Raw genomic sequence first — 25350 nt, 5'->3', positions numbered from 1 at the left:
CCTCCCGCCCAGGACGGGAGCGGTCGCAGCGCCCGTCCGTGCACCGTCCGACGGGAAGGGAACGCACGGCATGTACACGCTGTCGTCACCGACCGTCCTCGCCACGGACGCCGCCTGCCACCCGAGCGCACCCGAGTTGCTCAGCACGCTCGGTGACGTCTTCCGCCTGACCGAGACGGGAGTCACCCACCTGGGGCTGTGCGCGCTGGATGCCGACCCCGTGCCGACCGCTCTGGCCTGGGGAGTGGCCGAGCTCATGGACGCCGCGACACCCTCGGCCTCGCGCGTCCTCGAGGCCGTCACCCGCAACGGTCCACCTGCGGCGGCGACGGTCGCCCGGGCGCGGCTCGGCGACGTGGGTGGCGTCGCACGGCTCGTCGCCGCCGACGCAGCGCGCTGGCCCGACGCCCCGCGCGTGGTGATCGCCGGCGGCAGCCGCGTCGCGGCCTCGGCCGCGGCCGCCGCCGGGGCGGTCTGCGCCTGGTGGACCTGGCCCGACCTGCCCACTCACCACGCCGCGGTCCTGGCCGGCCCGTGGCGTGCGATGCGCACGCACGAGGGCGTGGTCGCCGCCCCGGCGGCCGCCCTGTACGGACCTCGCGGCGGAGAGGTGGTCGAGCTGCTCGGCGCCGTGTCCTGCGGCCGGGTCTCGCTCGACGGCCTCGCGCGGGTCGAGTGGGTCGCTGGGGCGTGGGCCACGTCGATGCATCGCGCCGCGTGGGCGGCCTACACGTCCGGCCGCCTGCTCGCACAGCTCCGAGCCGTGATCGACGTCACCGCCGCGTTCGTCGGTGCGTACGGTGGCACCGACCTCGTGCAGCTCCGGACCGCGCTGCACCCGCTGCACGCGCTGGTCGCCGCCGCCGTCGTCGGTGACGTCCTGGCACCCGCCGATCTCGCTGACCTGCGGCTCGGGGCCGACGCGCGCTGACGTCCGGCACGTCGGCCGACGGCCGTTGCCGTGGTCTCCTCACAAGACCCCCACATCGACCGACGATCACCGTCACGTCCGGCTGCCACACTTGACCGGTGCGCATCCACGAGAGCCAGGCCACCCTCGGATGACCCTCGTCGCCCAGAGGGGCCCGACGCGTCGTCGCGTCCCTGCGCTCGCCGCGACCGGAGTCGTGGTCGCCGCGCTGGCGCTGGTGAACCTCGCCGAGCACCTGCTCACCAACGCGACCTGGCTGGGACCGGTCGCCGCGGTCGCGCTCCTGGCGTTCGCCCGCTGGAGCGGACTGACCTGGTCGCAGCTGGGCCTGCATCGTGATCGGCTCCGATCCGGTCTGCAGTGGGGCATGGGGGCGATCGCCCTGGTGGCGGTCGTGTATCTCATCGGGATCCTGCTCCCGCTGACCCGCCCCGCCTTCCTGGACGCGCGGTACCACCTCGGGCTGCACAGCGCCCTCCTCACCGCGTTCGTGATCATCCCGCTCAGCACGATCCTGCTCGAAGAGGTCGCGTTCCGCTCCGTCCTGTGGGGCATGCTGTCGCGGCATGCGGCGACCTGGCGTGTCCTGCTCACCTCGTCGGCGCTGTTCGGGCTCTGGCACATCCTGCCGTCGCTCCACCTCGCGACGGCGAACCATGGCATCGGCGACGTGGTCAAGGGGGCGGGCGCGGCGGCCGGGATCCTGGTCATCGCGGGTATCGTGGTCTTCACCGCGCTCGGGGGCGTGGTCGCCGGAGAGCTGCGCCGTCGCAGCGGGAGCGTCCTGGCGAGCGCCGGCATGCACTGGGCCACCAACAGCCTGGGTGTGCTCTTCGGCCTTGTCGCCTGGCGCATGGTTGGCTGAGCCCCGACTGACGCAGGTCGGCCGGTGTCGCGAGGTTCGCGCTCGCGGACGGCGGACATCTGACCGCACTTCTCGCCCGCCGGTCGCCCTCCGCCGGACGAGGCCCTAGACGGACGAGCGGCGGAGCCCGAGCACCGCACCGAGCTCGCGTCCCATGCGCTCACGGGAGTAGCGCCGTCGGCATGCCTCCGCGTAGCCGTGCGCCAGGTCCCGCGTCCGTCCCGGGTCGGCGACCAACCCGGTCAGCGTACGTTCCCAGGCTGCTGCGTCGAGCGGTGCGATCAGCACACCCGTCTCACCGTCCACGACGGCATCTTGCAGCCCCTCAAGATCCGACGCGACGACGAGCGCTCCGCGCATCGCGGCCTCGACGGCGACCAGACCGAACCCCTCCATGTCCCCCGGCACCACGACGTTCGACTGCACGAAGACGTCGCAGCCCCGCATGAGCATCTCGCGCTCGCTGTCGCTCACCCGGCCCAGCAGGCGCACACGTGCCTCCTGCCCCGACTCGGCCACGGCGGAACGCACCGCCTCCTCGTCCTCGCCTGCACCTGCCACGAGGTAGACCAGATCACCGTCGAGCCGCGGCAGGACCTCCCGCACGAACCAGGCGACGCCCTTCCTCCGGACGAGCCGTCCGAGCGCGAGCAGGATCACCGGTTCCCCCTCGAGGCCGAGCCAGGTCGTCAGCTCCGCGCGGGATGCCGAACGACCGTCGTCCGGCGGGTCCGGCACCTCCACGCCGAGCCGCACCACCCGGACACGACTCGCCGCGACCCCGGCCTCGCGGACCGCCTGCGCGGTCGCCTCGCTGATCGCCAGCACGAGCGGGGCCTTCGGCAGCTGTCGTGCGACCACGCGCCGGTACAGCGGCTGGTCCCACACGACGTCCTTGCCCATCGCCAACGTGGCGTGCCGGACCCGGAGGAGCCGCAGCAGCGGGGACAGCACGAGGAACATCACCACGTCGCCGGTGACGACGGTGTCGACCTGTCGCGTCACGGTGAGTCGCACGGTCCGGACCACGGCCCGGACCATGAACAAGGGGAGCCCCCGTGAGCTCCCTCCGTGCGAGACCAGGAACATCGGGACGCCGGCGCCGGAACGCAGCGTGGCCCAGACGTCCGCCGCCAACGTCTGCATCCCACCGACGGCCGGCGGGAAGGTGCGAGTCACGAACAGGGCGCCGGTCACGGCGAAGGACACTACCCGCACAAGGGTTCGGCCATCCGGGACGACTAGGATCCAGCGGTGCCCGTCTCCGAGCAGCACTCTCCCCCGGCAGGGTCGCCACCGAGGCCCCCGCGCGTTCCCCGGTTGCTCCGATGGGGTGCGCTCGCCGTCGTCGCGTTCTTCGCGGCCGGGTTCGTCGTGTCGAGGTGGGACGGGATCACCAGTAGCACCGCGCGGCTGGACGTGGGCGCGGTCCTCGGTGCCCTGGGCTTCGTGGCGCTCGGTCTCGTGGGTGCGATGCTGTCCTGGCGTGCGGTCCTCGGTGGGCTCGGCTCCCGGTTGCCGCTGCCGGCCGCCGCGCGCGTGTACTTCCTGAGCCAGCTCGGCAAGTACGTGCCGGGAAGCGTGTGGCCGCTGCTCGCCCAGGCCGAGCTCTCGAACGAGTATGGCGTCCCGCGTGCGCGCGCCGGGTTCGCGGCCGTCACCCAGATGCTGATCGGGCTCGTCGTCGGCATCGCCGTGGCCGCCGTCAGCCTGGCGGCATCGGCACCCGGGGCACTCGCGGCGTACTGGTGGCTCGGGCTGGTCGCCGTCGCCGGTGCGGTCATGCTCGTGCCTGCGGTGTTCAACCGGCTGACAGGTCTGGCACTGCGGATCCTGCGTCGCCCCGGCGAGCAGGAGCTGCTCTCCGGTCGGGCTATCGGAGCTGCGGCAGCCTGGTGCGTGCTCATGTGGCTGGCGTTCGGCGCGCAGATCTGGCTCATGGCGCTGGGGCTCGGGGCGTCGTCGACCACGCTGTTCGCTCTCGCCACCGGCGGCTACGCCCTCGCGTGGGTCGTCGGGTTCGTGATCGTCGTGCTGCCCGCGGGCGCCGGCGCGCGGGAGGCCGCCCTGGTGCTCGCGCTGGCGCCGACGCTCGACCGCGACAACGCGCTGGCTCTGGCCCTGGTGAGCCGCGTCCTCATGCTGCTCGGCGATGCGGGCGCGGCGGCGGTCGCCGTCCTCGCGGAGCGCGTGCACACCCGTCGGGCGCCGCGGGCGACGACCCCACCTCGTCTCTCGAGCCCCGAATGACGGGCGTCGACGACATGACCGGGTCAGCGAAGCAGGAGGGCACCGCGCCCGGCGACCCAGGGACGACCGGTGGCGTCGCCGATCGCGGCGACGCACCTCGACAGGGCTCGCGGCTGGAGCCGGACACGCTCCGACACCCCGGTCTCGTCCAGCTCCTGGTGTCGCTCCCGGATCGCCTCCCGGTCGTCCTCATGGTGACCGGGATCGTGTGCCTGATCGCGATCCTCACGAACACCTTCGAGCCGCTCGTGGTCCTCCCCGCGTCGGTCGTCGGTGTCGCGGCGCTCTGGCGGTTGCTCCCCGACCCGCTTCGCCCCAGCCGGTCGGCTGTCCTGGCGAGCGCCATCGCTCTCGCATTCTCGCTGGCCTGGGTCGTGGCGAACCTCCGGTACGCCTCGTCGTACGTCGTCGTCAACCGCGACCCAGGGTTCCTCACGCTCCAGGCGATCTGGCTCCGGACCCACTCCTTCTCGGAGATCCCGGCCGGGTCGGCGGTGCACGTCATGGGCGCCGTGAGCGCCGCCCACGCCGGCACGGAGGCCTTCGACCTCCGCGACGGCCTCCTCTACGCGCAGGGGAACAAGATGCTCCCCGGCCTGCTGGCGGCCGAGGGGTGGCTCGGCGGCGTCCGCGCCGTGCTGGCCGGCAACCTGGTCATCGGCGGCGTCGGCCTCGTCACCGTGTTCGCGGCAGCGCGGAGGCTCATCGGGCACTGGTGGGCGCTCCTGCCCATGGCCGCCCTCGCCGGGTCGCTGCCGTTCCTCGCGTTCACGCGCGCCGGCTACACCGAGCCGCTGGCGATGGTGTTCATGCTCGCGGGGCTCACCGCAGCGATGTCGGCCGCGCACACGTTGCGTCGTTCGCAGTTCTGGCTGACGGGCGCCTTGCTCGGCACGGCCGCGGCCGCTCGTATCGACGGGACCCTCGGGGTGCTCGCGGTGTTCGCCGCCTTCGGCGCGGTCGCGTTCGCGACGGTCGACCCGCGCCGCCGGGCCGCCCTCCGGGGCGGGTTGCTCCGCACGGCGGCGCTCGCTCTCCCGTTGGCGCTGCTCGGGTACTGGGACCTCCGGGAGAAGAGCCCGGCCTACCTTGCTGAGCAGCTGACCAACGTCACCTCGCTCCTCGCGTTGACCGTCGTCACTCTCGGCATCGCCATGGTCGGCACGACCGGAGCGCCGATCCGGTGGCTCCGGAATCCCCTGGCCCGTCACCGCCGCCACGCCGGCGTCGTGGCCGCGCTCGGCCTCGGACTGGCGCTCACGACGCTGATCTCACGGCCGTGGTGGCTCGTCGAGCGGAACCTCCGCTCGGGTGCGCCGGTGGTGAACGACATCGCGCACCTCCAGGCGAGCCTGGGGCTGCCGATCGACCCGCAGCGCAGCTACGACGAGCTCAGCGTCAGCTGGATCGCGTGGTACTTCGGGTGGACGGTCGTCGCGCTCGGCGCCATCGGTCTCGTCCTCATGGTCCGCCGGGCGATCGCCGAGCGGGATGCCCGCCTCGCCACGTTGACCGCGGTCGTCGTCGTCGGCTCGGCGTACTACCTCGTCCGGGTCAACATCACGCCCGACCAGATCTGGGCGGTGCGTCGTCTCGTCCCGTTGACGATCCCCGGTTTCCTCCTCGCCGCGACCTGGGCGCTTGCGCGTCTACGGTCCTGGCGGGGTCGCCTGCGCCCGCGGCCCGAGCGCCTCCGGCTGATCGTCTCGGCCGGTCTGGCCGTGGCGGTCGCGGTGTTCCCGGTGATGACCTGGAACGGGCTCGCCGGGCGGATCGAGCTCAGCGGACGCTACGAGCAGGCGAGGAGTGCGTGCGCCGTTCTCGACCGCGGTGGCGTGCACCACGTGGTCTGGATCCACAGCAGCCCGTTCCGCTACCTGGCGACCTTGCGCATCATCTGCGACGTCGACGTGGTCGAGTTCATCACCCCCCCGACCGAGGAGCAGCTCGCCCAGGTCCGCGCGGCCTGGGGTGCGGGACCCGTTGCCGTCATGAGCTTCGACCGCGGCATGATCCCGTGGACCACGCAACCGAGCACCCCCGTCGAGACCACGGTGTCGAGCGAGATGGCGCGTCGGCTCACGGGCCGGCCCACGTCGGTCAGCTGGAGCAGGAGCTCGCTGTGGTACGGGGTGCTGGACGACGCCGGGACGGTCTCACCGCCGCAGTGACGTCACCGCCGGTACTGGATCTCCTTGATCCGCTCGAGCTGCTCCTCGAGCAGCACGCGATTGGTGCGCTGCAGGTCCGAGATGACTCCCAGCGCGAGGGACAGCAGCGCCGCGACGGCCATGATCGACCCGAAGATGAGTGACTGGACGTTGCCGGCGGTGTCGCCGTGGCTGGCCCAGAGGATCAGGAACCGGACGAACGGGATCGCAGCGAGCACGCCGAAGAAGACCCCGAGGCTCGCGAAGATCACGTAGGGCTTGAACATCAGATAGCTGCGGATGATCGCCGACGCCGACTTCGCCATGTGGTGGAACACGCTCGTGAACAGGCGGGACTCGCGCGTCTTCGGGTTCGTGACGACGGGCAGGCTGGCGATCCTCAGCCGCTTGTTCCCGGCCTGGATGATCGTCTCCATGCAGTAGCTGAACTGCGTGACCACGTTCAGCCTGAGCAGGGCCGCGCGCGAGTAGGCCCGGAACCCGCTCGCCGCGTCGGGCAGAGACGTGCTGGCCGCGCGGTTGACGACGAAGCTGCCGAAGCGCTGCATGGTCTTCTTGAACGGCGAGAACTCGGCGATCGTGCGCGTCTGCCGGTCCGCGATGACGATGTCCGCCCGACCGGCCAGGATCGGCTGCACCAGGTCTCCGATCCGGTCCTGCGGGTACTGGTTGTCGCCGTCGGTGTTGACGACGATGTCGGCGCCTCGCGCGAGCGCGTAGTCGACCCCGTCCCGGAAGGACCGGGCGAGGCCCATGGTGCGCGTGTGGCGCAGCACGTGGGTGACGCCGTGCTCGTGGGCCACCTCGACCGTGCGATCCGTCGAGCCGTCGTCGATCACGAGGATGACGATCTCGTCGATGCCGTCGATCCGGTCGGGGATCGACGAGAGGACCGCGGGGAGGCTCCCCTCCTCGTTGAGGCACGGAACCTGGATGAAGAGCTTCATGTACGTCCTGTCGGCAACGCCCTGAAGGGTCGAGACGGGTCGGCGCACGCGGGCGCACGATGTCGAGCCAGCCTAGTCGAGCGCGCTCATCGCTCGGGCGCCGCCCCCTCAGGCCTCTCACCGGGGAACCGCGTCACGAGTCGGTCGGCGTCGGCGCGGGTCCCAGGCCCAGCCAGTCCGCGATGATCGGACCTGCGACGCCCGCGGAGTAGACCGACGCGTGGCCCGCGCCGTCGGGGTACCGGGTGGTCACCTGGTGGCCTCCTGCGCTGAGGGCCGCCGCGAACCGCTGCGTCTGCTCGACCGGCACCAACCCGTCCGCCGTGCCGTGCACGAGCAGCACGGCGAGCTCCGAGCGACGACCGGCCGCCGCGACAGGGTCCGCGGCGCGTCGGGCGTCGGCGCTCGGGGTGCCGGTCCCGAACAGGCTCTCGACCGCACCGTCGATCCGGGTCACGTCGTACGGCCCGGCCAGGCCGACGAGCCGGTCCGGGACGACGGCAGGATCGCTGCAGCCACCGCTGTACGTGCCGGGATCGAGGGCCACGACGGCAGCGAGCTGGGCCCCAGCCGAGTGACCGACCAGGACCACCTCTCCGACACCGATCCCGGCACGACGCACGCGCGCGGCCGCGTCGGCGAGCCCGCATGCGACGTCCTCGGCCGGCACCGGGAAGTAGGCGTCGTCGGACGACGTGCGATAGCTGATCGTGACAACCGCGGCGCCGCGCTCCGCGAGCCACGTCGCGAGGCCGGTCAACCCGGTGGGATCGGCCGAGACCCATCCGCCGCCCGGCACGAGGACCACGAGCGGAGCCGGCGACGCCGAGGCCCCGTCGGGGAGGAAGACGCGGGAGGACTGCGCCGGGTCGTAGGTCACGCGCGGAGATCGTGGGGAGGTGTCTCCGGTTCCACCCGTGCACCCTGCGGCCAGGGCGACGACGAGGGTGGCGACTGCAACGGCGCCCCACCCGGCACCTTGTCCGGCCACACGACCCGACCACCGACGCCAACGCACCGTCGCCCTCCCCTCCAGCCCGCCCGCCCGCCCGCCCGAGGACGCTGCCGCCGGTGCGGACGCCGCCGACACGCCGGAGCAGGGCCTACCTCCACGCTAGGTGCCGCGATCCACGCGCGCGACGCGACGGTTGCCTCCACCAGTAGCCTGCCGGCGACCTGGGCGCCGCCAGGTGAGCGCCGCCACCCACCCTCAGAGCTGTCGCACGTGCGTGTTCACCAGGCACATCGCACCCGGGGAGGCCGATCTGCTCGACCTCCCCGGTGTACTCCAGGACAAACCTCTGAGGTGCAGAAGCACCCGCCTGCGAGGTAAGGCGAGGCATACCCCCAGGGGTAGAAAAAGGCATACCCCCGGGGGTAGGACGTTCGACCCTGAATCATCCGATGCCTGGGGTACAGCCTTGGCATGTGCACATCGGTACCGGTCCAACGGTGGACCTGAGCATGACGCCCACCGCACGACTCGGTCGGCGCGACGGCGGCAGATCGGACGTCTCGGTCGGTCCCCGCACGCGACGCCCCGTATCGATCCGGACCTAGCCACCACCACGGCGCGCCACCACGTGCCCTATCAAGGAGGATTCACCATGACGGTCGCCGCTGAGGAGCTCAAGGCACTCACGATCGCCCAGGTCGTCGACGCACGAGGAACCTCGTGCCCCGGACCGATCCTGGCCGCCAAGAAGGCCATCGGCGGCGTGCCGGTGAACGGTGTGATGGAGGTCCTCGCCACCGACTCGGGCACGCTGAAGGACCTCCCGGCCTGGTCCAAGAAGATGGGGCACGAGTTCCTCGGCTCGTTCGACGATGCCGGGTACCTCCACCTGTACCTCCGCAAGATGAAGTGACCTGATCGTGTCGACCGCGACCGTCACCGGGTTCTCGCCGAGGATCCTCGTCTTCTCGACCAACAACATCTCCGACCCGGGCATCGACCTCGCCGGCAGCAGGCACCTGCACTACTCGGCCACCGTCTCGACGATGAGCGTCCCGTGCAGCAGCGGGCTCAAGCCCGGATGGATCCTGCACGCGTTCGAGACCGGGCTCGACGGGGTGTTCATCGCCTCGGACGGCGAGGAGTGCGCGCTGCTCCCCGAATGCGCCGAGCGCACGTCGCACATCGTCACCCAGGCGCAGGAGCTCATGAAGGCCCGAGGGATCGAGCCCCAGCGGCTGAAGATGGCCGCCGTCTGCTCGGTGTGCGCCGAACCGTTCGTCAACTACATGCGGGAGTTCTCGCAGATGTTGGTGGACATGGGCCCCGTCGACGTCACCCCGTGACCGACGATCAACGAGAGAAGGAAGCCGGAACGGTGGACACCACACGCAAGACGATCATCCTGTTCAGCGGGGACTTCGACAAGGTGATGGCGGCGTTCATCATCGCCAACGGTGCCGCGGCGATGGATGACGACGTCACGATGTTCTTCACGTTCTGGGGGCTCAACGCCCTTCGGCGACCGGAGAAGGTCGCGACGACGCGCAAGAGCCCGCTGCAGAAGGCCTTCGCCGCGATGATGCCCCGGGGTCCCGGGCGGCTCGCCCTCTCGCACATGAACTTCGCCGGCGCCGGCCCCAAGCTCATGCAGCGGATGATGCGCCAGCAGAACGTGATGTCGCTCGAGGAGCTCATCGCCACGGCACGCGAGCAGGGCATCAAGATGGTCGCCTGCACGATGTCGATGGACATCATGGGCCTCCGCGCCGAAGAGCTGATCGACGGCCTCGAGTTCGCCGGAGTCGCCTCCTACCTGGGCGACGCGGACGAGGCGAACGTCAACCTGTTCATCTAGCGCGTCGCAGGATCGCGCCGCAGACAACACAGAACTGGAGTCACCGATGGACTACGACGTCCTCGTGATCGGCAGTGGCATTGGTGGGATGGAGTCGTCGATCAAGCTCGCCGACATGGGCTACAAGGTCCTGCTCGTCGAGAAGGAGGCGAGCGTCGGCGGACGGATGATCCTGCTCAGCAAGGTCTTCCCGACCCTCGACTGCGCGAGCTGCATCTCCGGCCCGAAGATGTCGTCGACCATCAACCACCCCAACATCACCACCAAGACCTACAGCGAGGTCCTGGGGGTCAAGCGGGAGAGCAACGGTGCGTTCCGCGCCACCGTGAAGGAGAAGTCGACGTTCGTCGACTGGGCCGCCTGCACCGGCTGCAACGAGTGCCAGACCGCCTGCACCGTCGCGGTGCCCGACGAGTTCAACTCCGACCTCGTGGCACGCCGCGCGGCCTACATCGCGTTCCCGCAGGCCGTGCCGAAGAAGGCCGTGATCACGCGGGCCGGCACGTCGCCGTGCATCGACAACTGCCCTGCCGGCATCAAGGCGCACGGCTACGTCTCGCTGATCCGGAGCGGCAAGTACGAAGAGGCGTTCCAGCTCGTCCTCGACGCGACCCCGCTGGTCGGGACCCTGGGGCGCGCGTGCTACGCCCCGTGCGAGTCGGAGTGCTCCCGCGGCGCCCTCGAGGGGACGATCCCGATCCGCCGGCTCAAGCGGTTCGCCGCCGATCGTCACTACGCCGAGGTGGACGGACCGGGCGTCGAGATGCCCACCCCCAACGGCAAGAGCGTCGCGATCGTCGGATCCGGCCCGGCCGGACTCACGGCGGCGTGGCAGCTCGCGCGGCTCGGCTACCAGGTCCGCATCCACGAGGCCGAGGCCCAGCCGGGCGGCTTCCTGCGGCACGCGCTGCCGGCCTACCGCCTCCCGCAGGAGGTCGTCGAGCAGGACATCGCCAACGTCACCGCCCTCGGCGTCGAGATCGTGACGAACTCGTCCATCAGCGACCTCGAGGCCCTCAAGGCCGAGGGGTACGACGCCGTGCTGCTCGCCACCGGCACCCCGCGCGCGACGTCGCTCGGCGTGCCGGGTGAGGACGCCGACGGCGTGCTCGCCGGTCTCGACTTCCTCCGGCAGGTGCGCGTCGACGAGGCCCCCGAGCTCACCGGGAAGCGCGTGGTCGTCGTCGGCGGCGGCAACGTCGCGATGGACACCGCACGCACGGCCCGGCGCCTCGGTGCCCTCGAGGTCCGCGTCGCCTACCGGCGCGGACGCGAGGAGATGCCCGCGCACGCGGCCGAGATCGAGGACGCCGAGAAGGAAGGCGTCGAGTTCGAGTACCTCGTGGCCCCGGTCTCGGTCGTCACCGACGCTGCCGGTGCCGTCACCGGTCTCCGCTGCCAGCGCATGCAGCTCGGTCAGGCCGATGCGTCCGGACGACGCCGCCCGGAGCCGATCGCGGGGAGCGAGTTCGTGATCGCCTGCGACGCCGTGATCTCGGCGATCGGGATGGCTCCCGACCCGACCCCGTTCGAGAACCTGGCAAGCGTCCAGCGTGGCAGCCGGATCGCCGTCGACGAGACGACGCTGCAGACCGAGGTCCCGTACCTCTTCGCGGCGGGCGACGTCACGAGCGGCGCGACCGACATCACGCGGGCCGTCGGTGCCGGTCGGCGCGCGGCCTACATGATCGACAACTGGGTCAACGGCCGCGAGCTCGGCACCTTCCCCGCCCTCGACGACCTGCTCGGTGCGGTCGACAAGGCCGAGGTGCTGGCACGGCAGAAGAGCCACACCCGGCGCGAGCCCATCACGCCGGACACCCGCTTCTCCCCCGCTCCCGTCGACTTCGACGAGCTCGAACCCGCGCTGACCGAGGCCGAGGCCCGCGCCGGTGCCGGCGGCTGCCTGGACTGCGGCGTCTGCTCGGAGTGCCAGGAGTGCGTGTCCGCCTGCCCGGCCGACGCCATCCGGTTCGACAAGCGTGAGGTCGTCTCGGAGATCACCGTCGGCGCGGTCGTGGTCTCGACCGGGTACAAGCTCTTCGCCGCCGATCTCAAGCCCGAGTACGGCTACGGCACCTACGCCAACGTCATCACCGGCATGCAGATGGACCGCCTCCTCGCACCGACGCGCCCGTTCAACACGGTTCTCCGTCCGGGCGACGGGAAGGTGCCCGAGCGCATCGCGTACGTCTCGTGCACCGGTTCCCGGGACAAGACGTCCGGCAACCCGCTCTGCTCGAAGGTCTGCTGCATGTACTCCGTCAAGCAGAACCAGCTGATCATGGGCGCGCTGCCGCTCGCGGACGTGACCATGCACTACATGGACATCCGCGCCGCCGGCAAGCGCTACAACGAGTTCTACGAGCAGGCCAAGGACATGGGCGCCGAGTACATCAAGGGGCGCGTGGCCAAGATCACCGAGAAGGAGAACGGCGATCTCATCGTCCGCTACGAGGACATCGAGAACGGCGGTGCGATCGTCGAGGCCGAGTACGACCTCGTCGTCCTCGCCGTGGGGATCCAGCCGAACCGCGAGGTGGAGAAGCTCTTCACCGGCGAGAGGCTCGGTCTCGACGAGTACTTCTACGTCGCCGAACCCGACGACGAGCTCGAACCCGGCCGGACCGACATCCCCGGCGTCTTCGTCGCCGGCACCGCGGCCGGGGTCAAGGACATCGTCGACTCGATCCTGCACGCAGGGGCCGCAGTCGCCCAGGTCGCGGCTCACCTCGAGCACGCGGGACACGTCGAGCACGCAGCAGTCGCGGCGGAGGTGCTGGCATGAGTGAGGACCGACGCATCGGCGTCTACATCTGCCACTGCGGTGGCAACATCTCCGACTACGTCGACGTGGAGAAGGTGCGCGAGGCGTTCAAGGACGACCCCGAGGTCGTGGTCGCCGAGACCACGATGTTCGCGTGCGCCGACGGTACCCAGCACGAGATGATCCGGGACATCCAGGAGAAGAAGCTGGACGGTCTGGTCGTGGCCTCGTGCTCGCCCAAGCTGCACCAGATCACCTTCCGGGGGGTGGCGAAGCGGGCGGACCTCAACCCGTACGCGTACACCCAGGTCAACGTGCGCGAGCAGGCGTCGTGGGCGCACACCGACGACCGTGAGGGTGCGACCGAGAAGGCGATCGGGCTCGTCCGGGCCGGTGTCGCCAAGACGAAGCTCTCGACCCCGCTCGAGCCGCTCGTCGTCAAGACCCTGCCGCGGACGATGGTCGTCGGCGGCGGCGTCGCGGGCCTGCGCGCCGCCATCGGCCTCGCCGACATCGGGCTCGCGGTCACGATCGTCGAGCGTGCCCCCACGCTCGGCGGCTGGGTCGGACAGCTCGGCGCGATGTTCCCGCACGACTCCTCGGGCCAGGAGCAGATCGCCCATCTCGTCTCCGAGATCGCCAAGCGGCCGTCGATCTCGATCCTCACCAACGCCGAGCTGGTCTCGAAGTCCGGGAGCTTCGGCAACTACGTCACCGAGGTGCGGATCCAGGGGCAGGACGAGCTGGTCACGACGGAGGTCGGGACCATCGTGGTCGCCACCGGCTTCGACAGCTACGAGCCCGAGGCCGGCGAGTTCGGCTACGGCATCGAAGGCGTCCTGACGCTGCCCGACTTCATGACCCTCGTCGACAACTCCGACGGTCCGCTCGTCTACCAGGGCAAGCGCGTCAAGACCATCGCGTACGTCTACTGCGTCGGCAACCGGCAGCCCGAGGGCGGGAACGAGTACTGCTCGAAGTTCTGCTGCTCGGCCACGGTGCATGCCTCGATCAAGGTCGCCGCCCGCGACACCGGGGTGCGTCAGTACCACCTGCACCGCGACATCCGCACGTACGGGAAGTACGAGCTGATGTACACCGAGTCGCGCGAGCGCGGGTCGGTGTACATGCGGTTCCCCGACGACACGCCCCCCACCGTGGCACGGACCGCCGACGGGCACGTCGCCGTCACCGTCGTCGACGCCCTCACCGGCAACGAGGAACTCACGATCCCGGCCGACCTGGTCGTGCTTGTGACCGGCATGGTGCCGCGCGACAACACGGGGCTCACCGACCTCCTCAAGCTCCCGGTCGGCGGTGACGGCTTCTACAACGAGATCCACCCGAAGCTCCGCCCCGTGGAGACGGTGGTCTCCGGCGTGATGATCGCCGGCGCCTGCCAGGGTCCCAAGACCGCGTCGGAGTCGGTCGCATCCGGTCTCGCCGCGGTGACCCAGAGCGCCGGCATCCTCATGAAGGGGTTCGCCGAGCTCGACCCCCTCGTCGCGACGGTCCACACCGAGGCCTGCACGGGCTGCGCCGCGTGCGTGACGACCTGCCCGTACGACGCGATCTCGATGATCATGTGCGACGGGCGCGACGTGGCCACGATCAGCGCGGCGGTGTGCAAGGGCTGCGGCGGGTGTGCCCCGGTCTGCACCGAGGACGCGATCGACCTGCTCGGATACACCGACGCCCAGATGCGGGCATCGATCGAGGGCCTGACGAAGGAGCCGGTCTCATGAGCACCACCCTGCGGGACCCGCGGGAAGTCATCCGCGAGGAGATGCTGATGCACCAACCGATCCTGGCGGCGGTGGCGGACGGTCCGCTCACCGTCCCGGAGATCGCGGCGGCACTCGATCGTCCGACCGACGAGGTCGTGTACTGGGTGATGGGGATGCGCCGGTACGGGCACCTCATCGAGATCGAGGACGCAGACGACGACGGCTACTTCCGCTACGCGAACGCCCACCAGGAGGTGGCCCCGTGACCACGATCGTCGACACCGACCTTCTCTCGGACCTCAAGAAGTTCGGGGCCGCGGACGTCTCCGCGTGCTTCAGCTGCGGGACGTGCACCGCGACCTGTCCACTCTCGGACAACGACGGCACGTTCCCGCGCCGCATGATCCGCTACGCGCAGGTCGGCATGAAGGACGAGCTGCTCTCGAGCAAGGAGCTGTGGACCTGCTACCACTGCGGGCTCTGCTCCGACAGCTGCCCGACCGAGGCGGACCCGGGTGAGTTCATGGCGGCTGCTCGTCGGTACGCCGTGGCGAGCTACGACCCGACCGGGCTCTCCCGGATCCTCTACACCCGGCCGGTCATCGGTTCGCTCATCGCGGTCGCGGTCGCGGCGTTCTTCGCGGTGTTCATGTACGCCTCGCACGGGCCGCAGGACGCCGCAGCGCTCACGCTGTTCGACTTCGTCCCCGAGGAGCTCATCCACTGGACAGGCATCGCGGTGATGGTCGTCATGGTGATCGCCGGCGTCGTCGGCGTCGTCACGATGGCTCGCGGGGTCGCCCGACGTGAAGGGATCACCCTCTCCTCGACCCTCGGCGGGCGGGCAGCACTCGGACGGTCCGTCGCGGCGCTGTGGTCGTCGCTCGGCATCGAGTCGGTGGGGCAACGCCGCTACCGCGAGGACTGCAAGGACGACAGCCCGGCCGAACCGCTGTACCGCCGGCGCTGGTTGATCCACGCACTGTCCATCTGGGGCTTCCTCGGGCTGCTCGGGGCGACGATCCTCGACTGGGGACTGGCCCTCACCGGGGTCAAGGAGACCGGCACCCCGATCCCCCTCTGGTACCCGTCGCGGCTGCTCGGCACGATCGCCGGCATCTCCCTCGTGTACGGCGTGAGCATGTTCATGGTCAACCGTGCGCGTCACATCAACCGGGCAGCGGCGCAGTCCACCGCGTCGGACTGGCTCCTGCTGATACTGCTCTGGATCACCGGGGCGAGCGGGTTCTTCATCGAGGTCGCGCTGTACCTGCCGGACGCACCGGCGTGGGGCTACTGGGTCTTCCTGTTCCACGTCGCGGTGGCCATGGAGCTCATGCTGCTCCTGCCGTTCACCAAGTTCGCCCACGCGATGTACCGGCCGGTCGCGCTGTTCTTCTTCGCCCTGGCCAAGGACAAGTCGAAGCAGACCGCCTGACACGCACGCGAAGCGCCGCGGACCTGGTCCGCGGCGCTTCGTCGTCCGCCGGCGCCGGCGTGCACGCGCACACGACCGACCGATTCGCGGGAGGATGCCCTCATGGCGACCACCGACCAGCAGCCCTGGGTGAAGAACTACCAGCCGGGTGTCCCGGCCGAGATCGAGCTCCCGACCGAGTCGCTCGTGGAGATGCTCGAGCGATCCGTCTCGGAGGCGGGGAACCACCCGGCCCTGGAGTTCTTCGGTCGACGGACGACGTACACCGAGCTGGGTGAGCAGGTCGACCGTGCCGCGGAGGGTCTGCACCGCCTCGGCGTGCGCGCCGGCGACCGCGTCGCGCTCATCCTGCCGAACTGCCCGCAGCACGTCGTCGCGTTCTACGCCGTGCTGCGACTGGGTGCGGTCGTCGTCGAGCACAACCCGCTGTACACGGCGCGAGAGCTCCGGCACCAATTCGAGGACCACCAGGCGCGCGTCGTCATCGCCTGGGACAAGGCCGTCGCCGCGGTCCGGTCGTTCCCGTCCGACGTCGAGATCGACCACGTCGTCGCGGTCGACCTGCTCCAGGCCTTCCCGCCGCTCAAGCGCCTGGCCCTGCACCTGCCCGTGCCGCGCCTGCGCGCCTCGCGTGCCGCGCTGACGGCCCCCGCGCCCGGGACGATCTCGTGGGCGGACCTCCTCTCGCACGGCCGGCTCGACCCGGCGCACCCTCGCCCGACGGTGGACGACCTCGCCGCGATCCAGTACACCTCGGGGACGACCGGTCACCCGAAGGGAGCGATGCTCACCCACCTCAACCTCTACGCGAACGCGCTGCAGGGCGAGGCGTGGATGCACGGCGCGGAGTACCGCAAGGAGATCTTCTACGCGATCCTGCCGATGTTCCACGCGTTCGGCATGACGCTGTACCTCACGTACGGGATCCGCAAGCAGGCACTTCTCGTCCTGTTCCCGATGTTCGACCCGGCACTCGTCCTGGACGCCATGAAGAAGTCCCCCGCGACGGTCTACTGCGCGGTGCCGCCGATCTACGAGCGCACCGCGATGGCCGCCCGCGAGAAGGGCGTCTCGCTCCGCTCGTGCCGGTTCTGCATCTCCGGGGCGATGAACCTCCCGGACCACGTGGTCGAGCTGTGGGAGTCGATGTCCGGTGGCCTCCTCGTCGAGGGGTACGGCATGACCGAGTCGTCACCGGTCGCCCTCGGCAACCCGTTCCACCCGACGCGTCGGACCGGCACGATCGGTGTCCCGTTCCCGTCCACCCGCATGAAGGTCGTCGACCAGGACGACCCGACCGTCGAGGTCCGCCAGGGCGAGCCGGGCGAGCTCCTGCTCCAGGGTCCGCAGGTCTTCTCCGGGTACTGGAACAACCCGGAGGAGACCGCGGCGACGCTCCTGCCCGGAGGGTGGCTGCGCACCGGGGACATCGTGACCGTGGACGCCGACGGCTTCACCACCATCGTCGACCGCGCCAAGGAGCTCATCATCACCGGAGGGTTCAACGTCTCGCCGTCCGAGGTCGAAGCCGTGCTGCGCCTCCATCCCTCGGTGACGGACGCGGCCGTGATCGGCAAGCCTCTTGAGCGCGGCGGCGAGATGGTCGTCGCGGCCGTCGAGCTGGCGCCGGACGCCGTGTTCGACGAGGAGGCGCTCCGCTCCCACTGCCGCGAGCTGCTCGCCGCCTACAAGGTGCCGCGGCGGATCGTGCCGATCGAGGACACCCCGCGGTCGCTGCTGGGCAAGATCCTCCGCAAGCAGGTGCGTGACAGGGTGCTCCCGACGCTCTGACCGCTGTGCGCCGCGTCGACCGGCACGGGCCCGCGCAGCCGGTCGGCCACAGCACGACGCGTCAGTCGCGGTGCCCCGCCGACTCCTCGCTCAGATGAGTCCCGAAGAACGACAGGATGCGCCGCCGGGCGTCCGCCGTCGCCTCGGCGTCGTGGTGTGCGCCGAGCATGCGCGTCATGATCCGCATCACGGGCGGGATCTCGGCCGGGTCGTGGTCGTTCATGAAGCCGTGGGGCGCGCCGGGATACTCCTTGACGTCGTGCTCGACCCCGAGTGACGCCAACGTCGCCTCGAGCTGTCTCGCCTTGCCCCGGAGGCTGCGGTCGGCGCCGCCGTAGCTCCCGACCACCGGGCACGCCCCGGCGAGGAACTCGGCACCGTAGGGGTCCGGCGTGCCGATGCCCTGCCCGTAGTTGACGCTCGCCGCGGCGTAGTCCCTCCGCGGCGCATGCAGGAGGGCGAAGCCGCCGCCCATGCAGAACCCGATGATGCCGACCCGGCCGGTCGAGCCGTCCTGCTCGGTGAGCCACCGGCGTGCCGCCTCGATCTCGTCGAAACCTCTCCCCTGACGTCTGCGGAGCTCCCCGAAGAGCGATCGGAGGCACCGGGCCGTCCCACCCCAGGACATGAGGTCCGGCACCACCGCGAGGTACCCCGCGTCGGCGAGCCAGTCTGCCTGCGCACGGACGTCCGTCGTCATCCCGAACGCGTCGTGGACGACCACCACACCGGGCCAGGGCCCCTCGCCGTCGGGCCGCGCGACGTAGACGGGCAGCGGACCGTGCGGACCCGCGAGGGTGACCTGTGTCATGCACCTCACGATGCCGCCCACCCGACCGCACCGCTAGTGCCCGGGCAGCCGGGTCCGCTCGTGGATCAGGTTGACGGACAGCAGCAGGTCGCGGTCGTCGAGCACCTCGGTGGGGCGACCGTCACGCACGATCGTGTGGTCCTCGGACATCACGACGGCACGGTCGGCGAGGAGCTCGAGCGCGTCGAGATCCTGCGTCGCGAGCACGATCGTCTTGCCTGCCGTGCCGAGCTCGACGACGAGCTCGATCAGCCAGCTCCGGGTCCGTGGGTCGAGCGCTGCCGTCGGTTCGTCGAACAGCAGGACGTCGGGGTTCATGACGAGCACGGACGCGATCGCGACGCGCTTCTTCTGCCCTCCGGACAGCTGGAACGGCGCCCGGTCCGCGAGGTCGGTGAGATCCAGCATGGCCAGGACGTCCTCGACCCTCGCGAGCGCCTCGTCCCGCGACATCCCGAGCTGGAGGCAGCCGAACGCGACCTCGTCGAGGACCGTCGGTGAGAAGACCTGGGCGTCGGAGCTCTGGAAGACGAGGCCGACGCGGGAACGGAAGCCGGCCGAGAGCTGCTCGTCCTCGAGCGCGGTCTCGGTGATCTGGGTCCCGAACGCGTGGACCTCCCCCGCCGTCGGGAACACGAGCCCGTCGAGGACCTTCAGGAGCGTCGACTTGCCGCAGCCGTTGGCCCCGAGGACCGCAACCCTCTCGCCGCGCGCGACGTCGAGAGACACACCACGCAAGGCAGGGAACCGGTCGAGGTAGGAGTACGTCACGTCACGGCATCGGAGCACCACGTCAGGAGCCAAGCAGCCGGTCCCCTCCCCACACCGCCACCGCCGCGGCCACGGCAAGACCGCATGCGAGGACGTCAGCGGCACCCACGCGACCAGCCCGCACCCCGTGGACGTCCCCGCGGTAGCCGCGCGCCACCATCGCCAGGTGGACCTCTTCGGTGAGCCGATGGGCCTTCCCGAACAGCGTGCCCACCGTCGCCCCGACGAACGCGCGCGCCGCCCGGTCGTGGCGCTGGGCGCCGATCGTCCGCGCGGCGCGCGCCTCGAACAGGTCCGTGACCGCCCCCAGCAGCACGAACAGGTAGCGGTACGCCATCCCGACCACCAGGACGACGACGCGTGACACCCCGAGGACCCGAAGGGCATCCAGTACGCGGGTCCACGGCGTCGTCAGGGTCAGCAGGGCGACGAGCGAGATCGACGTGGCCACCCGGGCCACGAGGAGCAGCGCGGTCGCCAGCCCCTGCGCCGTGACGCCCTGAGGGACGCCGTGCCACGACCACAGCGTGAGCACGACGTCGCCGGGCCGCACGAACGACAGCGTCGCTGGCAGGACCGCGACCCCGGCGAAGACCGGCACGGAGAGCCACACGCGGCGCGCGACGGCACCCGCCGGGAGGCGCGACGCCCGACCGAGGACCAGCGTGCCGACGTACACCACCGCGATCGTCGCGACGTGGTGCGCCAGGCTCGTCGCCAGCAGCAGCGCCACCAGGCTCACGAGCTTGACGCGCGCGTCGAGCCGCTGCAGCACCCCGGACCGGGCCGCCAGCTCGTCGCTGAACAGGACCTGACGCATCAGGTCGGTGCCGCCTCGCAGCGTCCTCGTGACGAACGACCGTCGACGACGGTGCCCGTTCGGCGTGCACGGGGGACGATGCTGCTCGACGGCAAGCAACCACGCCGGCGTGGAACCGGGCGAGGAGGTGCGCCGGACGAGAGCGGGCGCCGTCACGGCTCCACCTGCTGCCCGTCCGTCGCCGGACCGGCCACCGGTTCGCGGCGCCGACCGAGCCGCGCGACCAGCCACCCGACCGCGAACACCGCGGAGCACACGACCGCGATACCGACCAGTGCCGACAACCAGTACGCGAGTGTCGCGTTCTGCCCGTCGGCGAAGCCGTAGTCGCGCAGGACCGTGTGGTTCCAGAACCCGTTCAGCCGGTTCAGCCCCGTCGGGACGGCCGCGAGCCCGAGAGAGGCGAGGTCCAGGTCACCCGGCGCGTCCTCGCCGAAGGCGCCGCCCGGCGCCAGGAGCCCGAGCGGGGACACGACCACCATGACCACCAGGGCACCCAAGGCGGCCCGGGTCGGTGTGAGCCGGCCCAGCCGGGAGCGCGCAGGCGAGGTCGGCCCCGCGTGCACCGGTACCCCCGGGTGCTGCGGGACGAGCCGACGGACGTCGACACGGACCAGGTACGCCAGCACACCGGCCGTGAGCACGGCCTCGACCGCTCCCCCGATCGTCAGGTGGGCGAGGGCCATCGCCGGGATCGTCTGCGAGAGCGGGTAGGGAGCGTAGAGCGGGGCACCGGACGCCGTGTGGAACAAGCCGGGCTGGATACCGAACTCGACGGCGGCGGCGAGGGCCGCGGCGTTGATCCCGACGTAGCCGCCGACACCGGCCGCGACGAGGCGCCGACGTGAGGTGAGCGCCGAGCGCCCGGCGACCAGCCGGTACGCCCACACACCGACGAACGGCATGAGGACCGCCATGTTGAGGGCGTTCGCCCCGAAGGCGAGGACGCCGCCGTCACCGAACAGGAGAGCCTGGAACGCCAGCGCGACGGACACCGCGATGACCGCGGCCCACGGTCCGAGCACGATCGCGACGGCCACCGCACCAAGGGCGTGCACCGACGTCCCGCCCGGGATCGGCACGTTGATCATCATGACCAGGAAGCTCACGGACGAGAACACGGCCAGCGCCGGGACGCTCGCCGTCGTGAGGGTCGCCGTCACCCGGCGCGACGCGGCGATCCACACGGGAACCACCGCGGCGTAGGCGATGGCGCAGGTCTCCGGGGACAGGTACCCGTCGGGAATGTGCATCCCTGTCTCACCTCGCCGCCACGCTGCACGCCTGTGGCTCGGAGCCTAGCGTGTTGCGACAGTCTCGCAAGAGGACCGTCGGCGGTGGGGCTGGCGGCACTCCGCGCACCCGATCCGCGCCATGATGGGGCGATGGGGTCCCCGCACGAGCCGTCCCGTCGCGCCGACCCCGGCCTCGAGCCGGGCGTCGCATTCGATGGTGTGCTCGCGGGCGCTGCGCTCGACGGAGTGCTCGCCGACGTCGCCGACCGGCTCCGCGCCGACGGCGAACGGATGACACGCCCTCGTCGTGCCGTGCTCACGGCCCTGGCCGCCCAGCACACCCACGTCACGGTCGACGCCCTCGTCGAGGCGGTCGCCGCCGTCGACGCTCGGGTGCACCGGGCCAGCGTGTACCGCACCCTCGACACGCTCACCGCGCTCGGCGTGGTCCAGCACATCCACCTCGGTCACGGGCCGACCGCGTACCACCTGGTCGGCGCCGGCGGCGAGCACCTGCACGCGCAGTGCCGCTCGTGCGGGGCGATCGTCGACCTGCCTCCCGAGCTCCTCGACGACGTCACGGCACGGGTCCGCGACCGCACCGGATTCGTCCTCGACGCGACCCACGTCGCGATGTCGGGCCAGTGCGCCGCGTGCGCTCAGATCGTGACCGACGGCTCCACCGACTCCTCGGGCGCGCCGTGATGGGTCCGCAGCTCGATCTCCTGGAGGAACCAGGTCAGCACGAAGGCCACCACGAGGACGGGGACCGCCGTGAGGAACACGGCGTCGAGCGCCGACACGAACGACGCGATCACCGGCTCGCGGACCGCTGGGGGCAGCGCCGCGATCACCTGCGGCGACCCGGTCAGCCGCGACGGGTCGACACCCTTCAGTGCCGCCGCCGGTAGCCGTTCCGCGAGCTGTGACGCGAGCTGGTTCGCCAGCACGGTCCCGAAGATCGCGGTGCCGAACGTGCCACCCATCGAGCGGAAGAACGTGGCCGACGACGTGGCGACCCCCATGTCGCTGAGGTCGACCGAGTTCTGCATCGCCAGCACCAGGACCTGCATGACGAGGCCGATGCCCGATCCCAGGACCACCATGAACAGCGCGGTGCGCCAGTACGGGGTGTCGGCGCCGATCGTCGAGAGCAGGCCGAGCCCGACGGCCGTCAGCGCGGTGCCGATGATCGGGAACCGCTTGTAGCGGCCCGTCGTCGTGATCCGGCGCCCGGACCCGACCGAGGTCACGAACAGACCGGCCATCAGCGGCAGGAGCTCGAGACCCGACTGGGTCGGCGAGACCCCGCGGACGATCTGCAGGTAGATCGGCAGGAACACGATCGCACCGAACATCGCGAAGCCGATGATGAACCCGATGGACGAGGACACCGAGAAGATGCGGTTCCGGAAGAGCCGCAGCGGCAGGATCGGCTCGGTCGCGCGACCTTCCCACCACACGAACACGACCGACAGCACCCCGCCACCGATCAGGTACGCGAGGATCGTCGGCGAGGTCCACCCGTCGGTGCCGCCGAGCACGAGGCCGAGCAGCAGGCTGCTGACCGCGACGACGAGCAGGACCGCACCCGTGTAGTCGATCGAGTGCTCACGGCGCACGTGCCGCAGCCCGTGCAGCGCCCGGTCGGTGACGACGAGGGCGACGATGCCGAGCGGGATGTTGATGAAGAAGATCCAGTGCCACGACAGGTGGTCGACGAAGAACCCGCCGAGCAGCGGACCGGCGACCGACGAGACCGCGAACACCGCCCCGAAGTACCCCTGGTACCGCCCGCGCTCGCGGGGCGGGATCACGTCGCCGATGATCGCGAAGGCCAACGACATCAGTCCACCGGCGCCGAGCCCCTGGATGCCGCGCGCGGCGATGAGCTCGCCCATGTTGGTCGACACCCCGGCGAAGGTGGACCCGATCAGGAAGACCACGATCGCGAACCGGAAGATCGGCTTGCGGCCGTACAGGTCGGAGATCTTGCCGTACAGCGGCGTCGAGGCGGTCGAGGCCAGGAGGTAGGCGGTCACGACCCACGACAGGTGCTCGAGGCCACCGAGGTCTCCGACGATCGTCGGCAGGGCCGTGGACACGATCGTCTGGTCGAGGGCCGCGAGCAGCATGCCGGTCATCAACCCGATCAGGATCACCATGATCTGTCGGTGCGTGAAGGCGGTGGGGATGACGCCGCTGGGCTGAGCCGGTGCGTCGGGGGTGGGGGTGCTCACGGTGTCTCCGTCGTGTCGTGGGTCCGGGTGGTGCTGCCGACGGCGCACGGGCGCGTCGACGCAGAAGTCGCTGCGAGGTCGTCGGCCAGACGCCCCAGCTGGTGTCGCAGAGCGGCGGTGTCCTCCGCCGCCCAGTGGGAGATCGCCGCGCGCAACGAGGCGGAGCGACCGTCGAGGAACCGGCCGAGCACCTCGTTGCCGCGATCCGTGACGTCCACGCGCTGCGCCCGGGCGTCCTCCGGGTCACGCGTGCGGACCACCAGGAGCTGGGCCTCGAGCGCCTGGAGGTGCCTGCTGACCGTCGAGATGTCGATGTGCATCTGCGCGGCGAGGTCGGACGGGCGCGTCGTGCCCGACCAGGTGAGCTCGTGCAGGATCGCCAGGCCGGTCTTGTCGACCGGCTCGTCGATGCGGACGTGCGGGAGGCGGATGAGCACCGCGAAGAGCGCGCTGACCAGCTCGCGGTCCCTCGCGCGATCGGCCTCGTGAGCGTCGGAGGCCCGGGACCGGCCAGGGGCTCCTGCCGCAGACGGCGCCGGGTCCGGCATGGACCGGACTCCGCCGACGCCGCCGGGCGTGGCCGGGTCGGCAGCCGAACTTACTTGCATCACGCAACCAGTTGACCCCGGCGCCGGCCAGGACGTCAAGTCGACCGCACCCTCGCAGGTCGGTCACCCGCGCAGGTCGGTCACCCGCGCAGGTCCGTCGCCCGCGCCGCCGGGACCGGCCACGACGGGGCGCCAGCCCCCGGACGTCTCAGTCGGGCAGGACAAGGGCCGGCCGCTTCGCGTCATCGGCGCGCACCACGACGTCGGCCACCGCCTCGGGCCGGACGTCGTCGGAGTAGCGCGCGTAGGCCGGCAACGTCCACGCCTCCTCGGCCGGGGTGCGGCGGTCGAGGCTTGCCGGCCCGAGCGCCAGGTGGACGGTCAGGTCGAACTCGAGCCACCGCCCCAGCAGCAGGCTGCCATCCACGACGAGCACCCCACCGGCGGGGACGTCCCGCGCCGGCTCGCGCGTGGCCCGGTCGATTCGCGCGTCCCAGAGCGAGGGCAGGTAGCGCCCGCGTCCACCACTGCTCCACGGGTCGACGACCTCGCGGGCGAGGGCCTGGACGTCGACCTGGTCGTAGAACGCGTCGACGTCGGTCCGCCCGTGCTCGAGCCGCACCGACGCGGGGCGGAGGAAGTCCATCGCATGCACCCGCACCACCGGGCGCCCCCTCACCCGGAGCGGATCGACGAGGCCGTCCGCGAGCTCCTCCGGACGTGTCGACGGATGACCGTCGACCAGGACCCGGACCCGGTCCTCGGACCGCGACGCGATCAGGTCGACCAGGTGATCGACCACACCTGCCGGGGTCATGGGTCGCACGTGCACGCCACCACCCTGCTACACGATCGCGTCGAGGTAGACCCACTCCCCGTCCATGCGGACGAACCTGCTCACCTCGTGCAGCACTCCCGCTCCCGACGGCGCACGGTAGAACGCCCGGAACTCCACCGTGCCGTCCGCGTCGAACAGTCCGCCACCGGTCGTGCCGAGGACGTCGAGGCGGTACCACCGCAGCGCGTCGTCGAGCTCGAGCTCGGGAGGGCACGTCGTCGCGTGCCAGGTCCGTCGCACGTAGGCGACGTCACCGACGGCGTACGCGCTGAACCGCGACCGCATGAGGAGCTCGGCGGTCGGCGCGAGCGCGTCGCCACGGTGGAACTGCCCGCAGCACTCGGCATACGGTCGACCGGTCAGGCACGGGCACGGCGTCGTGGGCAC

At 71.0% G+C, this 25350-nt stretch carries 24 protein-coding genes; 13 read left to right on the top strand and 11 right to left on the bottom strand.

What is annotated here, in order from left to right:
- Nucleotides 1–70 precede the first annotated feature (70 nt).
- The gene (locus LJB74_RS18325; RefSeq protein WP_259309885.1) at nt 71–931 is read left to right on the top strand and encodes a hypothetical protein; all 861 of its coding nucleotides are present in this window, start codon (nt 71–73) and stop codon (nt 929–931) included.
- A 130-nt stretch (nt 932–1061) separates the two neighbouring features.
- Complete coding sequence (locus tag LJB74_RS18320; protein ID WP_259309884.1) at nt 1062–1796, top strand: CPBP family intramembrane glutamic endopeptidase; 735 nt, start codon at nt 1062–1064, stop codon at nt 1794–1796.
- A gap of 105 nt (nt 1797–1901) precedes the next feature.
- Here LJB74_RS18320 and LJB74_RS18315 read toward each other — a convergent pair whose 3' ends face one another.
- Nucleotides 1902–2993: a glycosyltransferase family 4 protein gene (locus LJB74_RS18315; RefSeq protein ID WP_259309883.1), complete on the bottom strand. Its 1092-nt coding sequence runs from the start codon at nt 2991–2993 to the stop codon at nt 1902–1904.
- A gap of 57 nt (nt 2994–3050) precedes the next feature.
- On the opposite strand from LJB74_RS18315, the gene LJB74_RS18310 reads away from it, so the two are divergent.
- Entirely contained in the window at nt 3051–4046 is a 996-nt protein-coding gene (locus LJB74_RS18310) for a flippase-like domain-containing protein (RefSeq protein ID WP_259309882.1), read from the top strand.
- Nucleotides 4047–4060: 14 nt separating this feature from the next.
- Complete coding sequence (locus LJB74_RS18305; protein WP_259309881.1) at nt 4061–6217, top strand: hypothetical protein; 2157 nt, start codon at nt 4061–4063, stop codon at nt 6215–6217.
- Nucleotides 6218–6219: 2 nt separating this feature from the next.
- Here LJB74_RS18305 and LJB74_RS18300 read toward each other — a convergent pair whose 3' ends face one another.
- Complete coding sequence (locus LJB74_RS18300; RefSeq protein WP_259309880.1) at nt 6220–7164, bottom strand: glycosyltransferase family 2 protein; 945 nt, start codon at nt 7162–7164, stop codon at nt 6220–6222.
- Nucleotides 7165–7297: 133 nt separating this feature from the next.
- The gene (locus tag LJB74_RS18295) at nt 7298–8044 is read right to left on the bottom strand and encodes an alpha/beta hydrolase (protein WP_259309879.1); all 747 of its coding nucleotides are present in this window, start codon (nt 8042–8044) and stop codon (nt 7298–7300) included.
- A gap of 727 nt (nt 8045–8771) precedes the next feature.
- Between LJB74_RS18295 and LJB74_RS18290 the strand changes: the two genes are divergently transcribed.
- From LJB74_RS18290 to LJB74_RS18255, 8 genes are all read left to right on the top strand, one after another.
- Entirely contained in the window at nt 8772–9032 is a 261-nt protein-coding gene (locus tag LJB74_RS18290; protein WP_259309878.1) for a sulfurtransferase TusA family protein, read from the top strand.
- Between the two features lie 7 nt (nt 9033–9039).
- The gene (locus LJB74_RS18285) at nt 9040–9465 is read left to right on the top strand and encodes a hydrogenase iron-sulfur subunit (RefSeq protein ID WP_259309877.1); all 426 of its coding nucleotides are present in this window, start codon (nt 9040–9042) and stop codon (nt 9463–9465) included.
- 32 nt (nt 9466–9497) lie between these two features.
- Nucleotides 9498–9977 (top strand): DsrE/DsrF/DrsH-like family protein, encoded by a 480-nt coding sequence (locus tag LJB74_RS18280; RefSeq protein ID WP_259309876.1) that lies wholly within the window; start codon nt 9498–9500, stop codon nt 9975–9977.
- A gap of 46 nt (nt 9978–10023) precedes the next feature.
- Nucleotides 10024–12765: an FAD-dependent oxidoreductase gene (locus LJB74_RS18275; protein ID WP_259309875.1), complete on the top strand. Its 2742-nt coding sequence runs from the start codon at nt 10024–10026 to the stop codon at nt 12763–12765.
- Entirely contained in the window at nt 12762–14489 is a 1728-nt protein-coding gene (locus tag LJB74_RS18270; RefSeq protein WP_259309874.1) for a CoB--CoM heterodisulfide reductase iron-sulfur subunit A family protein, read from the top strand. The genes LJB74_RS18275 and LJB74_RS18270 overlap by 4 nt, the downstream gene beginning before the upstream one ends.
- Entirely contained in the window at nt 14486–14737 is a 252-nt protein-coding gene (locus LJB74_RS18265) for a hypothetical protein (RefSeq protein ID WP_259309873.1), read from the top strand. Before LJB74_RS18270 ends, LJB74_RS18265 begins: the two co-directional genes overlap by 4 nt.
- Entirely contained in the window at nt 14734–15909 is a 1176-nt protein-coding gene (locus tag LJB74_RS18260; RefSeq protein ID WP_259309872.1) for a 4Fe-4S dicluster domain-containing protein, read from the top strand. The genes LJB74_RS18265 and LJB74_RS18260 overlap by 4 nt, the downstream gene beginning before the upstream one ends.
- Before the next feature lie 102 nt (nt 15910–16011).
- Nucleotides 16012–17700 (top strand): long-chain-fatty-acid--CoA ligase, encoded by a 1689-nt coding sequence (locus LJB74_RS18255; RefSeq protein WP_259309871.1) that lies wholly within the window; start codon nt 16012–16014, stop codon nt 17698–17700.
- Between the two features lie 61 nt (nt 17701–17761).
- On the opposite strand, the gene LJB74_RS18250 is transcribed toward LJB74_RS18255, so the two are convergent.
- The 4 genes from LJB74_RS18250 to cbiM are packed head-to-tail and all read right to left on the bottom strand — an operon-like array spanning nt 17762 to nt 21355.
- The gene (locus tag LJB74_RS18250) at nt 17762–18511 is read right to left on the bottom strand and encodes a dienelactone hydrolase family protein (RefSeq protein WP_259309870.1); all 750 of its coding nucleotides are present in this window, start codon (nt 18509–18511) and stop codon (nt 17762–17764) included.
- A gap of 33 nt (nt 18512–18544) precedes the next feature.
- Entirely contained in the window at nt 18545–19282 is a 738-nt protein-coding gene (locus LJB74_RS18245) for an energy-coupling factor ABC transporter ATP-binding protein (protein ID WP_259309869.1), read from the bottom strand.
- Nucleotides 19283–19304: 22 nt separating this feature from the next.
- Entirely contained in the window at nt 19305–20258 is a 954-nt protein-coding gene (cbiQ, locus tag LJB74_RS18240; RefSeq protein WP_259309868.1) for a cobalt ECF transporter T component CbiQ, read from the bottom strand.
- Nucleotides 20255–21355, bottom strand: a complete 1101-nt coding sequence (cbiM, locus tag LJB74_RS18235) for a cobalt transporter CbiM (protein ID WP_259309867.1) — start codon at nt 21353–21355, stop codon at nt 20255–20257. The genes cbiQ and cbiM overlap by 4 nt, the downstream gene beginning before the upstream one ends.
- Before the next feature lie 132 nt (nt 21356–21487).
- Here cbiM and LJB74_RS18230 point away from each other — a divergent pair, with 132 nt between their 5' ends.
- Complete coding sequence (locus LJB74_RS18230; protein WP_259309866.1) at nt 21488–22042, top strand: Fur family transcriptional regulator; 555 nt, start codon at nt 21488–21490, stop codon at nt 22040–22042.
- Here the strand turns inward: LJB74_RS18230 and LJB74_RS18225 are convergent.
- The 4 genes from LJB74_RS18225 to LJB74_RS18210 form a co-directional block, all read right to left on the bottom strand.
- On the bottom strand, nt 21997–23577 hold the full coding sequence (locus LJB74_RS18225; protein ID WP_259309865.1) for an MDR family MFS transporter: 1581 nt from the start codon (nt 23575–23577) through the stop codon (nt 21997–21999). The two genes, LJB74_RS18230 and LJB74_RS18225, sit on opposite strands and share 46 nt — an antisense overlap.
- Entirely contained in the window at nt 23574–24125 is a 552-nt protein-coding gene (locus tag LJB74_RS18220; RefSeq protein ID WP_259309864.1) for a MarR family winged helix-turn-helix transcriptional regulator, read from the bottom strand. The genes LJB74_RS18225 and LJB74_RS18220 overlap by 4 nt, the downstream gene beginning before the upstream one ends.
- 208 nt (nt 24126–24333) lie before the next feature.
- The gene (locus LJB74_RS18215) at nt 24334–24957 is read right to left on the bottom strand and encodes a uridine kinase (RefSeq protein WP_259309863.1); all 624 of its coding nucleotides are present in this window, start codon (nt 24955–24957) and stop codon (nt 24334–24336) included.
- A gap of 12 nt (nt 24958–24969) precedes the next feature.
- On the bottom strand, nt 24970–25350 hold the full coding sequence (locus tag LJB74_RS18210; protein WP_259309862.1) for a YchJ family protein: 381 nt from the start codon (nt 25348–25350) through the stop codon (nt 24970–24972).

The organism is Cellulomonas sp. P24 (genome assembly GCF_024704385.1).
Taxonomy (GTDB): Bacteria; Actinomycetota; Actinomycetes; order Actinomycetales; family Cellulomonadaceae; genus JAJDFX01.
Note: the sequence above shows the minus strand (reverse complement) of the source record. Positions and strands in the feature narration are given on the sequence as shown.